The sequence below is a fragment of the Agrobacterium sp. genome (assembly GCF_032092815.1).
Taxonomy (GTDB): domain Bacteria; phylum Pseudomonadota; class Alphaproteobacteria; order Rhizobiales; family Rhizobiaceae; genus Agrobacterium.
Window position 1 is genome coordinate 79,842 of the sequence record NZ_DAMDBP010000009.1, and the last position, 16,348, is coordinate 96,189.

Below are 16,348 nucleotides of genomic sequence, written 5' to 3' on the forward strand. Positions count from 1 at the left end.
GAAGAAGAGGTTGCGAGCCAGACTGCAAATCTTCGTGCGGCTTTGGCGGCCAAGTCCTTGTTGGTGCACGAAGTCGATCACCGCGTGAAGAATAATCTTTTGACCATGGCGTCCATCGTCAAGATGCAGGCGCGCGTAACTGCCGACCAGGGACAGAAGGATGCCCTGATGTCTGTCCTGAACCGCATTGAGGCATTGAGCACGGTTCAGCGAAAGCTGTTTACGCTGGATGACGTTTCCAAATTCGACATATCGGAATTTACCCGCGAGTTGGTCACTGACCTGGTGGGGGCAACCGGCCGCACAGATATCAGCCTCTCGCTCGATCTCTCACCCGTTCACGTGCCTGCCGTGAAAGCCACGCCGCTGTCGTTGATCGTCAATGAGCTTGTCGGGACAGCGGTACGCCGTGGCCTGAGCGCCGGTGGCGGTGATATCCATGTGTCCGTCAAACGCACGAACGGTCACTTTGTCATATCGGTTGAAGACACCTCTATCCCGGTTGTGATGGACACCGAGCATGCCGAGTTCAGTGAAAAGTTGCTTGAGGCCTCTGCGCTGCAGCTTGGCGCCAAGATTGAAAGAAAATTTGAGAACCAGAAGACGATCGTAAACGTTACGCTTCTGGTTGAAGCAAATCAGGAGGTAGCGCATTGAAGGTCATGATCGTCGAGGATGAGATGCTTCTTGCCATGGAACTTGAAAGTGAAGTCGAGCTGGCCGGGCATGAGGTGACAGGCCTTGCAATGAGCAGTGACCAAGCCCGCAAGCAACTTGCCTCAAACAGACCAGATTTCGCATTTGTCGATATTCACTTGTCGGATGGCGCGACTGGTATTGATTTTGGCCGTGAGCTCGCGAGCAACGGCATTCCCTATGTGTTTGTCAGTGGCAATATCAAAAAAATCACGGACGATTTTGCTGGCGCGCTTGGAGCGATTGAAAAACCCTATACCATGAACGGCATGAAAAATGCGCTCAGTTACATTTCTGCTGTTGTCGATGGGGATGAAACGGTTGAACCGCCTGCAAGCCTTGTGCTGGCGGAAGATGCGATGACCACTCGGCGCATCTAGGCAGGGTTAAGGCCTTCAGATCGGCAGATTGCCAAAAGGTCGATAGTATATCACTCTCGCAAATGTTTCTCCGTGCTCACCTGTCGTGAGCACCGTCCATATTAGCTTCATCGTCGTATAGGCAGTTTTCAAGGTATTGAACCCTCGAATTGGCTTGATCAGTTGTTTCAACTTGCCATGATCGGCCTCGACCACGTTATTCAGATAATTGACCTACCGGTGCATAAGCTTCTTTGGGCATTAGCCATTCGTGTCTGCTTATTTTCGATTGGCCGCGGGGAGACAACAAAAAACCGCCGGGGCAAACCGGCGGTCTTGCCTGTCTGTTTTTAACTCGGGTTGTTTTATGCCTTGTAGGTCTGCACGGCGCCCGGCAGTTTGCTCCAGTTTGCGTACCAGCTTCTAAACAGCTTGAACTGAGCCTCAACGTAACCGCGCTGGCTGTCTGAGAGCACATCTGTCTCGTTGAAGTGCAGGGTGTATTCGCTGTCGCCGTTCAGCACCATCATGTGCTTGAAGTAGAGAACGAGGTCTGGACCTTCGTCGAAGGAGGAAAGGACAGCAAGTGCCTGTTCCAGTTCCTGCGCGCGCTGGCGCGCGTCAGCGTCACCGGTTGCGGCCGCCTGGGACAGCTTGCAAAGATGAATGACTTCCTTCGGCAAAACATTGCCAATGCCGGTGATTGCACCTGTCGCGCCGCAATTGACGAAACCGTGGAACACGGCTGTGTCGACGCCGATCATCAGCGTGACTTCATCGTCGCGGCTGGTGATGTTTTCCGCGGCATAACGCATGTCTGCCGGGCCACCGAATTCCTTGAAGCCTACGAGGTTTTTGTGTTCGGCACGCAGCGCGAAGAAAAGATCGGCGCGGGTCGCGAAACCGTAATAAGGGCTGTTGTAAATCACGGCTGGAAGATCTGGTGCAGCCGATAGGACCGCCTTGAAGTGTGCTTTCTGGGCAGCAATGACCGTGCCACGTGACAGCACGCGTGGGATAACCATCAGACCCTGAGCGCCAACCTTCTGGGCATGGGCAGCATGGGCGACAGCCGACGCGGTGTTGACGGCACCTGTGCCAACGATAACCGGTACGCCTGCCTTGACGAGGTGCTCAACGCCTTCCATGCGCTGTGCGTCGCTCAGCAGAGGCCAGTCACCCATCGAACCGCAATAGACGACAGCGGACATGCCGGCTGCGATCAATTCTTTGCCTTTGCGCACCAGCGAGTCGAAATCAGGTGTTCTGTCGCTCTTGGTCGGGGTCATCAAGGCTGGGATAACGCCGGAGAAAATATTGGCTGTCACTCTTGTTCCTTTCAATCTTTATTTTGTGCAATTGGCTGCCCTTAACCCGGGGCAGCCTTTAGCGAAAGAGGTATTACCGCGCAGCGCCGGTCAGCAGCGAAGGATCGAGTGCCGAAAGCAGTGTCTTCAGGCCAGCGATTTCTTCCTGGGTGTATTGCGGGATCGGCGCGCGAACAGGACCGACTGAAAGACCTAGCAGTTCGCAGGCAGCTTTGCAGCCGCTATTGTAACGGCGCGAGCCGATGTAACGAACGACAGGCAGAATTTGGCGCCAGATCAACAGCACGGTTGCATCATAACCAGCTGCACTTGCTGCCTTGAGCTTGGAAAGCGCGGGTGTCATGAAGTTTTCAATGCCCATGACCATGCCCGGTGCCTTCAAGGCCAGTGCTGGCGCAGTGTGAAGTCCACATCGAGATGCATGCCGGTTGCAGGTGAGAAGTTGTCGGCGCGGATTGGCAGGCCGTGCTCGCCCGCTCAGGCGTGGAACATGACGATATTCTGGCGGCGATCCTTGAGGGCAATCCGCCCAAGGCCGCCGAATTGATGCGCCAGCATATTCACCAGTTGGTGGATGACTTTAGCGGCGCTGCCAGCGCCGAATAACTTCCGAATTTCGCGGGCAGGCTCTATCTCGCATCAGGTGACCGGCAAGGTTGCCGGTGACGAGCTTTCGCGCACCACGATGCGCGGCGTTACCACGAAATGTTCGGCCGTTGCACGACCATTGATGCGCTCTATCAGCAGGCGCGTTGCCTGTAGTCCAAGCTGTTCACCTGACTGGTCAATGCTGGTCAGCCTGTTTTGTGCAAAGTCGCAAAACATGGTGTTGTCGTAACCGACGACGGCCAGATCCTCCGGTATGGAAAGGCCCATTTCTTTGGCGACACTGATCACGCCAAGCGCAATCAGGTCGGTCCAACAGAAAATGGCGTCCGGGCGTTGCGGTCCGCTCAGCATGCGTCTTGCGGTCAATTGCACATCACGCAGCGTCTGCGACGCGTGCACAAGATTGATATATTTGCCAAGACCGGCCTCCATCATGCCGCGCCGATATCCAAGTTCGCGCTGCGCAAGAATGGTAGACGTGCTGGAAATCAGGCTCAGCATTGCGATCTTGCGGTAGCCATTGGCAGCGAGATGTTTGACCACGATCATCGCACCTTGTTGGTCGTGGTTATTGACAGTGTCGAAACCGCCGGCATCCGGGTCATGATGGCCGATTGCCACCAATGGCTTGCGCTGTGCAATCGAGTTGAGGTTTTCGCGGTCTTCGGTTGAACCGATCATCAGCAGACCATCCATCTGGCGGTCGATCATTGATTCAACCATTGCCAGTTCCGTTTCAATCGAGGAATGGCTGATGCCGATCATCGCGCGGTACTGCGTCCGTTCAAGCGCTGTATTTACGCCTGTCATGATGTCGGCAAAAAACGGATTGCGGATATCAGGCAGCAGCAGGCCGATTGTATAGGTCTGTCCGCGCATGCCGCGTGCAGCCGCCAGCGGTCGATATCCAAGCTTGTTCATCGAGGCGCGCACATTGGCGCGCAACGTATCGGAAACGCCGTAGGCGTCGCGCAGAACCTTGGATACGGCGGCAACGGAAACACCAGCGTCTTCAGCCACTTCCCGGATTGTCACCCGGCCGCCGCGTGTTCCTTTTTCACCCACAAATTCACCTTTCGAAGACACCCGCCCCGTGCAGAAACCGCGATGTAAACAGGCTTGCACAATGTGATTTTACTCTATCGCAACAAAACGGGTTGCCAAATGGAAAAAAGTGTAGAACGATATACGTAGAACATTCTACAAGATTGACTGCAGCCTGGATTAAAGGGAGGACGGCATGCACGACAGAGTGTCAACGCACGCCCGTAGACAAAATTCACCGACCACTTATGCGTGGACAGCCGCCATGGTTCGCCCGCTCGCTGATCAGGGGGAGGGCACGCCTGCATCCTTTCTGCAGAAGACATTTGTGCTGGAGAAAACCACTGGCAAGGAAGTGTTACGCATCAGCGCGCTTGGGCTCTACCGGGCTTTCATCAATGGCAAGCGCGTTGGTGACGATCTGCTGACACCGGGCTGGACGACCTATGACAAACGCCTGTCCTATCAGACCTATGACGTTGGCGATCTCGTCACATCGGGTGAAAACACCATTACCATCTGGCTGGCGGATGGCTGGATGCGCTCACCACTGATGTGGGGCAAGCACCGTCTCACCAACACCTGGGGTGACAAGATTGCCGCAATCGCCGAACTGCGTGCAGATGATGGCAATGCCGATCTGCTGCTCTCGACCGACGCATCCTGGCAAAGCGGATCACTGCCGATCCTCAAGTCCGGCATCTATTTCGGTGAAGAGTTTGATGCGCGAATTCAGCCGGAGGTGACGGCTGGTTCCGAAGCCGTCAGCTTCGATCCATCAATTCTGGTTGCCCATGAAACGGCACCTGTGCGCGAACTGAAATCTATAGCTCCAGTCAAAAGCTGGACGGATGCAGAGGGGCGCACCATCCATGACTTTGGCCAGAATGTCGGCGGTTACGTCGCCTATGATGTGAGCGGTGATGCCGGTGACACCGTACGTGTTGAACACGCCGAAGTGCTGGATAAGGACGGCAATTTCTACAACGTCAATTACCGTACAGCTGAATCTCATACGGTCTACACACTGGCTGGAACAGGAAACGAACAGTACCGGCCGCACTTTACGTTTCACGGTTTCCGTTACGCCCGTATCACCACCACCGGAAAGGCCAGTGTCTCCGAGGTTTATTCGGTGCCAATCAGTTCGATGCACGAGCAGAAGGCGAGCTTCACCTCCGGCAACGCGCTGGTAAACAGGCTCGTTCTCAACACGGTGTGGAGCCAGCGTGGCAACTTCATCGAAGTGCCGACGGATTGCCCACAGCGTGACGAGCGTCTCGGCTGGACGGGTGATGCACAGGTGTTTGCGGGAACGGCGCTTTATCTCGCTGACGCGCACGGTTTTCTCGCCAAATATGTACGCGACATCATGGCTGACCAGCGTGAGGATGGTTCGGTTCCCCACGTCGTGCCCGATCCGACACGGCAGCAGCCGGAGTTTTATCCAGGTTTTTACGGTTCGACCGGCTGGGGTGATGCGATCGCCGTGATCCCCTGGCAGATCTATCTCCATTCTGGCGACAAGGCGATCCTTGCCGAAGCGTTGCCTGCGATGGTTCGCTGGGTTGATTTCGTCTGGTCGATCAGCGATGGCCCTGTCGTTTCACCACCACGCCAGTGGGGCGCGCGCGGATTTTCCTTTGGTGACTGGCTGCAGCCCTCTGGTCCGTCGGCAAAACCGCTGCCAACCATTGGTGATGATGCTGCGGCAACGCTTTATCTCTACATCACCGCAAATCTGGTTTCGAAAATTGCCCGCATTAGCGGCGATACGGCGACAGCCACACGTCTTGCCACCATGGCCTCCAACGTGAAGGCTGCCTTCCAGCGTGAATTCATCACAACTTCCGGCCGCCTGGCCTATGATGACCAGACGTCCTATGCGCTGGCCATTGTGCATGACCTCATTCCGGATCAGCACCTGGAGGCAGCCAAGCATTATTTCAAGGCAACCATTGCCAGATCGGAAGGCCGTATTGGCACCGGTTTCATCGGGACGCCGGCTCTGTTGCCAGCCTTGCTGAAAATCGGTGAAATCGGCCTGGCGGCTGATGTCTTCCTGCAGGAAAACGTGCCGGGTTGGCTCTATCAGGTGAAGATGGGAGCGACGACGATCTGGGAGCGGTGGGATGCGATCCAGGCAGATGGCACCATCTATAATCCGCAAATGAACTCCTACAATCATTACGCTTACGGCGCTGTCTGCCAGTGGCTTTTCGAGGCCGTTGCAGGGTTCCGCCCCGATGCGGATGATCCGGGTTTCTCAACCATCGTTTTTGAACCAACGATCATTCCGGATCTCTCACCCGTCAACGCCAGCCATGATTCACCACGCGGCATGATTACTGTCAGCTGGTCGGTCAAGGATAATACGGTGCTCTATGAGGTTGAGGTGCCACAGGGTGCCCGTGGCGTGCTGAAACTTGCTGCCGATTATACAGATGTGACCGTGGATGGTGCCGCCTTCAAGGGGGACGATCTGGCGCCGGGCAAACATTCCATCCGCTTTACATTCATCCCCCCGGTTCGGGCGGTCAAAGAGGACCTCATGATAAACGCACGCACGCCATAAGGCGTGCGGCACAGGCTTCAGCAGGCCCACGGAGGGGTGGGTTATTAGGGAGGAAACCAATGCTGACGACCAAGAGACATGCCCTGATCGGCCTTGCTGCCGGCTTCTTGACCATGACGGTGCTTTCGGGTCCCGTCATGGCAAAAACCACCGTGACCATGCTGATCGACAATGGTCCCAACACCGTTGCGCTTTCGCAGGCGCTGGTCAAAGCGTTCGAGCTCAAGAACCCCGATGTCGCCATTGATATCGAGACACGTCCCGGTGGCGGTGAGGGCGACAATGTCGTCAAGACCCGGCTGGCAACCGGCCAGATGACGGATATTTTCTACTATAATTCCGGGTCTCTGTTGCAGGCGCTGGCACCACAACAAACGCTGATGGATTTGAGCCAGGAACCGTTCATGGCCAACGTCTCCGACAGCTTCAAACAGGTGGTGAGTGTTGGTGATGCTGTCTTTGGCGTGCCGATCAGCCCGGCAGAGGCGGGCGGCATTTTTTACAACCGTGACATCTATTTGGAACTTGGTCTCGATGTGCCGAAGACATGGGCCGATTTCATGGCCAACAACGAAAAGATCAAGACCGCCGGCAAGACCGCGGTGATCCAGACCTATGGTGATGCGTGGACCAGCCAGCTTTTTGTTCTGGCAGATTTCTTCAATGTTCAAAAAGCGGTGCCGGATTTTGCCACGCAGTTTACCGCAGGCGTTGCAAAATTTGCCGGAACACCGGCGGCAACGCTAAGCTTTGAAAGGCTGAAACAGGTTCATGACGCTGGTATCATGAATGAAGATTTTGGCGCTGCGACCTATAATGACGGCCTGCGAATGCTGGTCAACGGCGAGGGTGCCCATTACCCGATGTTGACCTTTGCCATCCCCGCCCTTGCCGACACCTATCCTGAATTGATGGACAAGGTCGGTTTCTTTGCGCAGCCCGGAGATGACGCTGCCAACAATGGCCTGACCACCTGGATGCCGGGCGGATTTTACATTCCCCAGACATCGGCAAATCCGGATTTGGCCAAACAGTTCATGGCCTTCGTGGCCAGCACGGATGGATGCAAGGTCATTGAAGATACATTGGGTGTAAATGGCCCATTTCTGATCAAGGGCTGCGAGCTGCCTGCGAAGGTTGCGCCTGTCGTTGCGGATCTTCTTCCCTACTTTGCCGAAGGCGGCCAGAACGCACCCGCTCTGGAATTCCTGTCACCCGTCAAGGGACCGATCCTCGAGCAGCTGACGGTTGAGGTTGGCTCGGGCATTCGTGCACCCGCCGACGCGGCCTCCCTTTATGACGAAGACGCTCGCAAACAGGCACAGCAACTGGGTCTTCCAGGCTGGTAAATTGAGAACGCCGAACCAAACCATGTTCGGATTAATGATGGAAAGCAGGATATGACGAAAAGCAAAACTGCTCTGACGGCATTTGCCGCAGGTCTTTTCACCCTGACAGCGCTTTCGAGCGCTGCCTTGGCACAAACCAATCTCACCATTCTGGTGGACAATGCGTCACATACGATCGCCATTTCCGAGGCCTTGGCGGCGGCTTTCCAGGAAAAGCATCCCGATGTCACCATCGATATTGAAGCCCGCCCGGGTGGTGGTGAAGGTGACAACATCGTCAAGACGAGACTTGCCACCGGCCAGATGACCGATATTTTCTGGTACAATACCGGATCGTTGATGCAGGCGTTGGCGCCAGAACAGACGCTTGTCGACTTGAGCGCCGAACCTTTCATGGACAATGTCGCCGACAGTTTCAAACAGGTGGTTTCGGCAGGCAGTGGTATTTATGGCGTGCCGACCCGTCCGGCAGAAGCTGGCGGCATTTTCTACAATCGCAAGATTTATGAGAAACTCGGCCTTGATGTGCCAACCACCTGGGCCGAGTTCATGGCCAACAACGAGAAGATTAAGGCAGCCGGCATCCCGGCGGTGATCCAGACCTATGGTGAGCCCTGGACAAGTCAGGTTCTGTTGCTGGCAGATTTCTACAATGTGCAGAAACAGGTGCCAGACTTTGCAACGCAATACACTGCAGGCACAGCGAAATTCGCCACAACGCCTACCGCTGTTCGTGGCTTTGAATATATCAAGGAAGTATCCGCTGGCGGGTATTTCAATGAGGATTTTGGCGCTGCACGATATGAAGACGGCCTTCGCATGATTGCTGAAGGTGAAGGTGCCCATTACCCGATGATCACCTTTGCCATTCCAGCCCTGTCCGATGGTTATCCTGACCAGATCAACGATGTCGGTTTCTTTGCGCTGCCTGCCGCTAAGGCAGAGGATACTGGCCTGACGGTGTGGATGCCGGCCGGGTTCTACATTCCAAAGACCTCGGGCAATGTTGATGTTGCCAAACAGTTTCTGGCCTTTGTTGCAAGCCCTGAAGGATGTGCGGCACAAAGCAAGGCAGTTGCAGTCAACGGCCCATATCTCATCAAGGGATGCGTTTTGCCTGACAACATAGTGCAGTCGGTTTCCGACCTGCTGCCCTATTTTGAAAAAGGAAACAATGCTCCGGCTCTGGAGTTCCTGTCGCCGATCAAGGGACCAATCCTCGAGCAGCTGACGGTCGAAGTCGGTTCCGGTATTCGTGAACCGGCCAGTGCCGCTGCCCTCTATGATGAGGACGTTCGCAAACAAGCCCAGCAACTTGGTCTGTCTGGCAGATAAGTGCGCCTTTATCCTGCTGCTTGGGGCACATATAGCCTGAAGCCGCAGCCTTTGTTTCTGGAGCCCAAATGGTTGCATCTGCTGTTTCAACTCTGGCTGCGCGCCGATCATCCTATCCCGGATGGTTTTATCTGCCTGCGGCCGTCATTTACGGCGTGTTGTTTCTTCTGCCGACCTTCGCGTCCTTCTATTTCAGTCTGACCCGGTGGAGCCTGTTCAGTTCAAGCTTCATCGGCTTTGAAAATTTCGTTCAGTTCTTCCGCGAACCCTTTCTGATCCAGGGCCTCGTCAACACCATCATCTATGCGGTGATCACATCGGGCCTCAAAGTCGTCATCGGCATGTTGCTGGCCGTGATGTTGACCAGCCAGATCATGGCGCGTGGGTTGTTGCGTTCGCTGGTATTTTTCCCGGTGCTGGTGTCGACCATCGGTGTTGGGATTACCTTCACTGTGCTGATGCATCCAACGCAGGGTGCCATCAATGAAGGGCTCGCACTGTTGGGCATAAAGGGGCCGGGCTGGCTTACCGATCCCAAACTTGCGTTGATTTCGGTCGCCCTCGTTGACGTCTGGAAGGGTGTTGGGCTTGCCACCGTCATCTACATTGCCGGCATCGTTGCCATCCCGAAGGATTATTACGAGGCGGCACGCATCGACGGCGGCACCAAGTTGCAGAACTTCTTCTACATCACCCTGCCGCTCAGCCGTCCGGCAACGGCGACCGTCATCACGCTGTCCTTCATCGGCGGGCTTCGGACTTTCGACCTGATCTGGGCAATGACCAAGGGTGGTCCGGGCTTTGCCTCCGACACCATCGCTTCGGTGATCTACAAACAATACCAGTCCGGCTTCTTTGGTTTGTCGACGGCTGGCAACGTTGTGCTGTTCATTCTGATCGCCATTCTCGTTGTTCCCATTACCATTTTCCTGAACCGCAAGGAGGGGCACCAGTGAAATCACGCGCTTCCGTCATCGGCGGCATTGTCGCCCTCCTCATCTCCTTCGTGTTTTTCGTTATCCCGTTCGCTTTCATCATTCTGATGGCGTTCAAGGACCGCAGGCAGGCAAATCTGCTCGATTTCTCCTGGCCGTCCGGTTTTCATCTCTGGGATAATCTGGTCACTGTTATCACCACGCGAAACTGGATGCTGGTAACAGCGTTCATCAATTCGACCATTCTGACGGTGACCAGCGTGACTTTGCTTGTCGTGTTCGGTGCGATGGTCGGGTTCGTTCTGGCGCGCCGCAAGACCCGCTGGAACCCGCTGGTGGAATTCCTGATCCTTGCCGGTCTGATGATCCCGCCTGCCGTGGTGCCAACGATCTGGCTGATGCAGGGTCTTAAACTGTTCGGTACATTGCATGGCATGGTGCTGGTCGAGGTTGCCTACAACCTGCCTTTCACCATCATTCTCTACCGTGCTTTCATCGCCACCATTCCGCGCGATCTGGATGAAGCGGCCATCATTGACGGCGCACGGCCGCTGGATGTGTTTTTCCGGGTTATCCTGCCGTTGTTATGGCCGGTGACGGTGACCAATATTGTGGTGCAGTCAGTCGGTATCTTCAACGACTTCACCAATCCGCTCTATTACCTACCCGGCAACGCCAATGCGACCGTTCAGCTGACGCTCTATAACTTCCAGAGCCAGTTCAACACGTCCTACAATCTCCTCTTCACCAACATAGCGCTGATCACCATTCCGCCGCTGATCGTCTTCCTGTTTTTCAACCGTCAGATCGTGGCAGGCATGACCGCCGGCGCCGTCAAAGGATAAATTCATGGCTGGTCTTTCTCTCAACTCCATCCACAAACGTTACGGTGAATTGCCGGTTATCAAGGGTGTCGACCTGGCGATCGAGCATGGTGAATTTGTCGTGTTCGTTGGCCCGTCCGGTTGCGGCAAGTCCACGTTGCTGCGCATGATTGCCGGTCTTGAAGATATCAGCTCAGGTGAACTGCATATCGGCGACAAGCTCTGCAACAATGTCGAACCGCGTGATCGCGGTATCGCCATGGTGTTTCAGTCCTATGCGCTCTATCCGCATATGAGCGTCTACGACAATGTCGGTTTCGGCCTCAAGCTGGCCAGAACGCCCAAAGATGAACGGGATCGCAAGATCCGCGAAGCGGCCCGCATCTTGAAGATGGAACATCTTCTGGACCGTAAACCCGGTCAACTCTCAGGCGGTCAGCGTCAGCGTGTGGCCATCGGCCGGGCCATTGTTCGCCAGCCGGAGGTGTTCCTGTTCGATGAACCGCTGTCGAACCTTGATGCCGCGCTGCGCGTCGATATGCGCATGGAAATCTCCAAGCTTCACAAGGAGCTTGGCGCAACCATGATCTATGTCACCCATGACCAGGTCGAAGCGATGACTCTGGCGGACAAGATTGTTGTTCTCGATGGTGGTGTGGTGCAGCAGGTGGGCTCGCCCATCGAGCTTTATCAGCGTCCGGCCAATCTCTTTGTCGCCGGATTTATCGGGTCGCCAAAAATGAACTTCATTCCGGTAACTGTCGATAGTGTGGATGGCCGCCGCGTGACGGTCAGTGGACAGGATGTTTTCAAACTGACGGTGGAAGCAGACACAAGCAGTGTGAAACCCGGTGACCAGCTCACGCTTGGTATCCGTCCGCATGATCTTGCTCCGTCTTCCGACGGGTCGATCGTTGGTCGGATCGGACTGGTCGAACGGCTTGGAAATGAGACGATTGTCAGCCTGGAGCTGCCCTCCGGAGCACTCTGGCTGGCGGTGTTGGACGGCGACCAACCGCTTAATCGTGGCGAGAGCTTGGCACTAAGTGCAGATCCAGCCAAGGCGATTGTTTTCAACGATGCCGGAAAGTCTTTGCTGAAAGCCTGACATGAAGAACGACCAGCGCGTGAGCGCTGGTCTTCTGGTTCTAAACGCCCCGTTTTGACCAAGGGTGCGCCCTTGTCATCGGACTGCCGCCAGTGCGACGGCGTCTGCCCCTGCCGGATAATGTAGCCGATCCGACCTATCATTGGCTGCCAGCCACACCGCCTCGGCAACATCGCTTTCTTTTGTTGTCAGGGATGGCTTGGCAAACCCGCAAAGATCGGTGCGGCGAAAGCGGCATAGGTTTGCGGGATAAGCTGTTCGACAGGAATGTCCGTGTTTGCAGCAAATTGTGTGGTCGGGGCATAACCCGGCTCAACCAGTTTTGCCCGAACGCCGAAGGCGGCAAGCTCGTGTGCCAGCGAACCGGTAAAACCTTCGATCGCCTGTTTGCTGGCCGTATAGGCTGCGGCCAGTGGCATGGAGGTCAATGTAACGCTGAAGGTGACATTGACAATCACACCAGAGCGCCGTTCGCGCATCTGCGGGATAACAGCCTGTGTCATTGCCATGGTGCCAAATGTATTGGTGTCGAAAACCTTGCGGATATGGGTCATTGGCGTTGCCTCGAAAGCACCGACAACACCGATGCCGGCATTGTTGACCAGCACATCGATTGGTCCTGCGGCTTTGATCACGGCGTGGATGCTTTCCGTTTTTGTCACATCGAGTGGCAACAGGCGGATGCGGTCCGATGCTGGCAACAGGCCAGCACGCGGGTTGCGCATTGTGGCGATAACGCTCCAGCCCTGTTCGTAGAAATAACGCGCGGTCTCCAGGCCATAGCCGGATGATGTGCCGGTAATGAGCACAGTGTTCATGACAATCTCCTGTATCTTTGCGTTGACAGAGAGAATTTACTTGGCATGATCAGGACTATCATCAATCATGAGTCCGTATTTCATTTGCAATAGTCCGATATGAGTGATCCGCTCTCACAAGTGATCCAGCTCTTAAGCCCTCAGGCGGTGTTCTCGAAAGGGATCAGCGGAGCGGGCGCTTGGGCGGTTCGTTATGCAGATTTTGGCCAACCTGGTTTTTGTGCCGTGACCGAAGGACGGTGTCGTCTGGCGGTGGACGGAGAGCCTGTGGCGGTGCTTGAAGCAGGTGATTTTGTGCTGTTGCCTGCGACGCCAGCCTTCACCATGTCCGGTTTCGAGCCGGCGGCCCCGCTGCGGATTGATCCAAAGACCGTGCCTATACCAGAAGGGCAGCTGCGCCATGGTCGGCAGGAAGGGCCAGCAGATGTCAGGCAATTTGGTGGCTGGTTTACGTTCGGATCACCAGATGCGGCGTTGCTTGTCTCGCTTCTGCCACGCATGATCCATGTCAGAGGCGTGCCGAGATTGACGCAACTGGTGCAGCTTCTCGGAGAGGAAGAAAAGGGTAATGCCATTGGCCGTGATCTCATCCTCCAGCGCCTTGTTGAAATTCTGCTGATCGAGGCCTTGCGGGCTGCACCGGTTGACGCAGTTCAGCCCGGCCTGCTGCTTGGCCTTGCTGACAGTCGCATTGCAATTGCTCTGCGCTCTATGCATGCGGATGTCGAAAGAGCCTGGACCATTCCCGATCTTGCCCGCAACGCCGGCATGTCGCGGTCGGCCTTTTTTGACCGCTTCGTGCGTTTGGTCGGGGTAAGGCCGATGGAATATCTGCTTGGCTGGCGAATGGCGGTTGCCAAAAGTCTGTTGCGCACGGGAGACCTCGCGCTGGACGAGGTTGCGCGGCGTATTGGTTATGGCTCAGCAAGCACGTTCAGCACGGCTTTTAGCCGGCATGTCGGCCAGCCGCCGGGTCGGTTCATGCGGCAGGCAGTGTCGCAGGCTTTGTAGAGCTTTTTCGTTTATCAGGCACAATCATCGGCGTTCCCGTAATTGGATCGTCGATGATGACGGCATGAAGGCCGAAGACGTCTTGGATCATCTGCGCGGTCACGATATCTGCAGGTTTTCCTTCGGCAACGATCCTGCCATCCTTCATCGCTATCAGATGAGTTGCGTAGCGACAGGCATGATTGATATCGTGAAGCACGGCAACGATTGTCCGACCCTGATGATTAAGGTCGCCGACAATGTCGAGCATTTCGATCTGGTGGGCGATATCCAGGAAGGTTGTCGGTTCATCCAGCAGCAGGGTCGGCGTGTCCTGGGCCAGTACCATTGCAATCCACACCCGTTGACGTTGCCCTCCGGAGAGTTCGGACACAAGTCGGTCACCAAGATCGGCTGTGCCTGTAGTGACCATCGCCGCCGTGACCGCCTGTTCATCCTCGTTCGACCATTGCCTGAGGAACGACTGGTGCGGATATCTGCCTCTGGCGACAAGATCCGCTGCGGTAATGCCCTCTGGCGCAATGGCGCTTTGTGGCAGCAGGCCTAATCGGCGTGCGACTTCCTTCGCGGGCAACTTGCCAATCGTCGTACCATCGAGGGTGACATGGCCATGGGACGGTTCGAGCAGCCGTGATAATGCTTTCAATAGCGTCGACTTGCCGCTTGCATTCGGACCGATGACGACCGTGAAGGAACCGTCCGGAATGCTGACAGACAGGTCTTCGCAGATCGTTCGTTCTTGGTAGCGTAAAGAGAGATTATGTGCCTGAAGGCGGCCGCTGGTCATTGTCGACCCTCCCGGATGATGAGCCAAAGGAAATAGAAACCACCGAGGCTGACCGTCATGACGCCGACAGGAAGCTGCGTGCCAAAACCGTGTTGGGCGATGCCATCCGCAGCGAGCAAAAGTAGACCGCCGGCCAACCCGGAGGGTATCAACACAATGCCATCGCAACGGGTGAGCCGTTTGGCAATCTGCGGGGCGACAAGAGCGATAAAGGCTATTGGACCGGCGACTGCCGTGACGGTGGCAGTGAGCGCGACACCCAGGCCCATGGCAAAAAACCGGACGCGTTTGGCGTTGACACCGGTTGCGCGGGCTACGTCGTCGCCCAATTCCAGTTGGCGCATTGGCCGATCAAGCCGCAGAACCAGGGGAATGGCAACGCACATTATGATGAGCACCGGCAGGAGCTGTTCTTCTCCGATGTCATTCAACGAGCCGGCGCCCCACATGGCAGCACTCATGGCGATCTGCAGATCAGCCTTTCTGATCATCCATGCATTGACGGCAGCCAGCACGGCCGAAACGCCGATACCGACGACGATCAGGCGAAAGCCCTGTATGCCGTTGCGATGGGCCAGTGCATAAATGACGAGTGCAGTCATGAAGCCACCGCACAATGCGCCAATTGCTGTTTCGACCGTGCCGCCTGATAACAGCAACATGACCACCAGCGCGCCGGTATAGGAACCTGTCGAAAAACCGATGACATCAGGCGAGCCCAAAGGGTTTCTGGTGAGTGATTGGAAGATTGCACCGCTCATCCCAAGAGCACTTCCGAGCAACACAGCCAACAGGATGCGGGGTAAACGCCACTCGGTGACAATCATGCGTGTGATGTCGTCACCATGGCCAAAAATCACCCCAGCGACCGCGGCGACCGATATCGGATAGTCACCCATGGTAAGCGATGTGATCGCCAATGCCAGACAGAGAAACACAAGGACCATGCCGATGACAATCGCACGCGGATTGATCCTCAGGGATAGCTGGTCCTGTCCAACACGGATCACAATAGCCCGTTTCGTGACCATGCTCATAACCCGCTCGCCTTGCTTTTGCGGGCAAGCAGAATGAGCACCGGTGCACCGATAAAGGCTGTGATGATGCCAGCCTCAATCTCACCCGGTCGAAGGATCAGCCGGCCCGCAATGTCTGCGGCCAGAAGAAGAGCGGCAGAAAACACCATCGTCAGCGCCAGTATCCAGCGTTGATCCGGGCCAATCAGCCATCGCATGACATGCGGCACCATCAGGCCGAGAAAACCAATCGGCCCCGCTGCTGCGGTAGCGGCACCAGCAAGCAGTGTTACGGCAATCAGGACGAAAAATCGGGTGCGGGTAACCTGGGCACCGAGGGTCTGTGCAAGATCATCTCCAAGCGCCAAGGCATTGAGAGGCCGGGCAACAAGCAGCGCGATGACAAGACCGGCAGATATAAAGGGACAGATGGTTGCCACGACATGCATGTCTCTGCCTGAGACAGAGCCGACAGCCCACTGGCGCATCACATCGAACGCTTGCGGGTCAAGCAACGTGATGGAGGATCCCAAGCCACCCAGCACAGCTGACAA

The 16,348-nt window shown here is 55.9% G+C and carries 16 protein-coding genes and 2 pseudogenes; 10 read left to right on the forward strand and 8 right to left on the reverse strand.

Going from position 1 to position 16,348, the window contains the following annotated elements:
* Together RT613_RS07365 and RT613_RS07370 are read left to right on the forward strand one after the other, a co-directional pair.
* A partial coding sequence (locus tag RT613_RS07365; protein WP_313614179.1) for a sensor histidine kinase occupies window positions 1-657 on the forward strand: 657 nt, incomplete at its 5' end.
* On the forward strand, window positions 654-1,076 hold the full coding sequence (locus tag RT613_RS07370) for a response regulator (protein ID WP_313614181.1): 423 nt from the start codon (window positions 654-656) through the stop codon (window positions 1,074-1,076). The genes RT613_RS07365 and RT613_RS07370, both read left to right, overlap by 4 nt.
* A 15-nt stretch (window positions 1,077-1,091) precedes the next feature.
* Here the strand turns inward: RT613_RS07370 and RT613_RS07375 are convergent.
* The 3 genes and pseudogenes from RT613_RS07375 to RT613_RS07385 all read right to left on the reverse strand — a co-directional run.
* Window positions 1,092-1,316 (reverse strand): annotated as a pseudogene (locus tag RT613_RS07375) (DDE-type integrase/transposase/recombinase); the annotation flags it as partial.
* A 104-nt stretch (window positions 1,317-1,420) separates the two neighbouring features.
* Window positions 1,421-2,383, reverse strand: coding sequence for a dihydrodipicolinate synthase family protein (locus RT613_RS07380; RefSeq protein ID WP_313614183.1), 963 nt, complete (start codon window positions 2,381-2,383; stop codon window positions 1,421-1,423).
* Window positions 2,384-2,456: 73 nt separating this feature from the next.
* Complete coding sequence (locus tag RT613_RS07385; RefSeq protein ID WP_313614321.1) at window positions 2,457-2,864, reverse strand: dihydrodipicolinate synthase family protein; 408 nt, start codon at window positions 2,862-2,864, stop codon at window positions 2,457-2,459.
* Between RT613_RS07385 and RT613_RS07390 the strand changes: the two genes are divergently transcribed.
* Window positions 2,849-2,989: an FCD domain-containing protein gene (locus tag RT613_RS07390; protein ID WP_313614184.1), complete on the forward strand. Its 141-nt coding sequence runs from the start codon at window positions 2,849-2,851 to the stop codon at window positions 2,987-2,989. The genes RT613_RS07385 and RT613_RS07390 overlap by 16 nt on opposite strands.
* 33 nt (window positions 2,990-3,022) lie before the next feature.
* Here RT613_RS07390 and RT613_RS07395 read toward each other — a convergent pair whose 3' ends face one another.
* On the reverse strand, window positions 3,023-4,057 hold the full coding sequence (locus RT613_RS07395; protein ID WP_313614186.1) for a LacI family DNA-binding transcriptional regulator: 1,035 nt from the start codon (window positions 4,055-4,057) through the stop codon (window positions 3,023-3,025).
* 244 nt (window positions 4,058-4,301) lie between these two features.
* Between RT613_RS07395 and RT613_RS07400 the strand changes: the two genes are divergently transcribed.
* The 6 genes from RT613_RS07400 to RT613_RS07425 all read left to right on the forward strand — a co-directional run bounded on the left by RT613_RS07400 (window position 4,302) and on the right by RT613_RS07425 (window position 12,162).
* On the forward strand, window positions 4,302-6,611 hold the full coding sequence (locus tag RT613_RS07400) for an alpha-L-rhamnosidase (RefSeq protein ID WP_313614188.1): 2,310 nt from the start codon (window positions 4,302-4,304) through the stop codon (window positions 6,609-6,611).
* A gap of 62 nt (window positions 6,612-6,673) precedes the next feature.
* Window positions 6,674-7,960: an ABC transporter substrate-binding protein gene (locus RT613_RS07405; RefSeq protein WP_409558781.1), complete on the forward strand. Its 1,287-nt coding sequence runs from the start codon at window positions 6,674-6,676 to the stop codon at window positions 7,958-7,960.
* A gap of 51 nt (window positions 7,961-8,011) precedes the next feature.
* Window positions 8,012-9,295, forward strand: coding sequence for an ABC transporter substrate-binding protein (locus RT613_RS07410; RefSeq protein ID WP_313614189.1), 1,284 nt, complete (start codon window positions 8,012-8,014; stop codon window positions 9,293-9,295).
* A 68-nt stretch (window positions 9,296-9,363) separates the two neighbouring features.
* Window positions 9,364-10,251: a sugar ABC transporter permease gene (locus RT613_RS07415; protein ID WP_313614191.1), complete on the forward strand. Its 888-nt coding sequence runs from the start codon at window positions 9,364-9,366 to the stop codon at window positions 10,249-10,251.
* On the forward strand, window positions 10,248-11,075 hold the full coding sequence (locus RT613_RS07420) for a carbohydrate ABC transporter permease (protein ID WP_313614193.1): 828 nt from the start codon (window positions 10,248-10,250) through the stop codon (window positions 11,073-11,075). Before RT613_RS07415 ends, RT613_RS07420 begins: the two co-directional genes overlap by 4 nt.
* 4 nt (window positions 11,076-11,079) lie before the next feature.
* Window positions 11,080-12,162, forward strand: coding sequence for a sn-glycerol-3-phosphate ABC transporter ATP-binding protein UgpC (locus tag RT613_RS07425; protein WP_313614194.1), 1,083 nt, complete (start codon window positions 11,080-11,082; stop codon window positions 12,160-12,162).
* 75 nt (window positions 12,163-12,237) lie between these two features.
* Here RT613_RS07425 and RT613_RS07430 read toward each other — a convergent pair.
* A pseudogene (locus tag RT613_RS07430) lies at window positions 12,238-12,980 on the reverse strand (SDR family oxidoreductase).
* 99 nt (window positions 12,981-13,079) lie between these two features.
* Here RT613_RS07430 and RT613_RS07435 point away from each other — a divergent pair.
* Window positions 13,080-13,991 (forward strand): AraC family transcriptional regulator, encoded by a 912-nt coding sequence (locus RT613_RS07435; RefSeq protein WP_313614195.1) that lies wholly within the window; start codon window positions 13,080-13,082, stop codon window positions 13,989-13,991.
* Here RT613_RS07435 and RT613_RS07440 read toward each other — a convergent pair.
* From RT613_RS07440 to RT613_RS07450, 3 genes are all read right to left on the reverse strand, one after another.
* The gene (locus tag RT613_RS07440) at window positions 13,960-14,778 is read right to left on the reverse strand and encodes an ABC transporter ATP-binding protein (protein ID WP_313614196.1); all 819 of its coding nucleotides are present in this window, start codon (window positions 14,776-14,778) and stop codon (window positions 13,960-13,962) included. The genes RT613_RS07435 and RT613_RS07440 overlap by 32 nt on opposite strands.
* Complete coding sequence (locus RT613_RS07445) at window positions 14,775-15,815, reverse strand: FecCD family ABC transporter permease (RefSeq protein WP_313614198.1); 1,041 nt, start codon at window positions 15,813-15,815, stop codon at window positions 14,775-14,777. The genes RT613_RS07440 and RT613_RS07445 overlap by 4 nt, the downstream gene beginning before the upstream one ends.
* Window positions 15,812-16,348: iron chelate uptake ABC transporter family permease subunit (locus tag RT613_RS07450; protein WP_313614200.1), on the reverse strand; the 537-nt coding region annotated here is incomplete at its 5' end. The genes RT613_RS07445 and RT613_RS07450, both read right to left, overlap by 4 nt.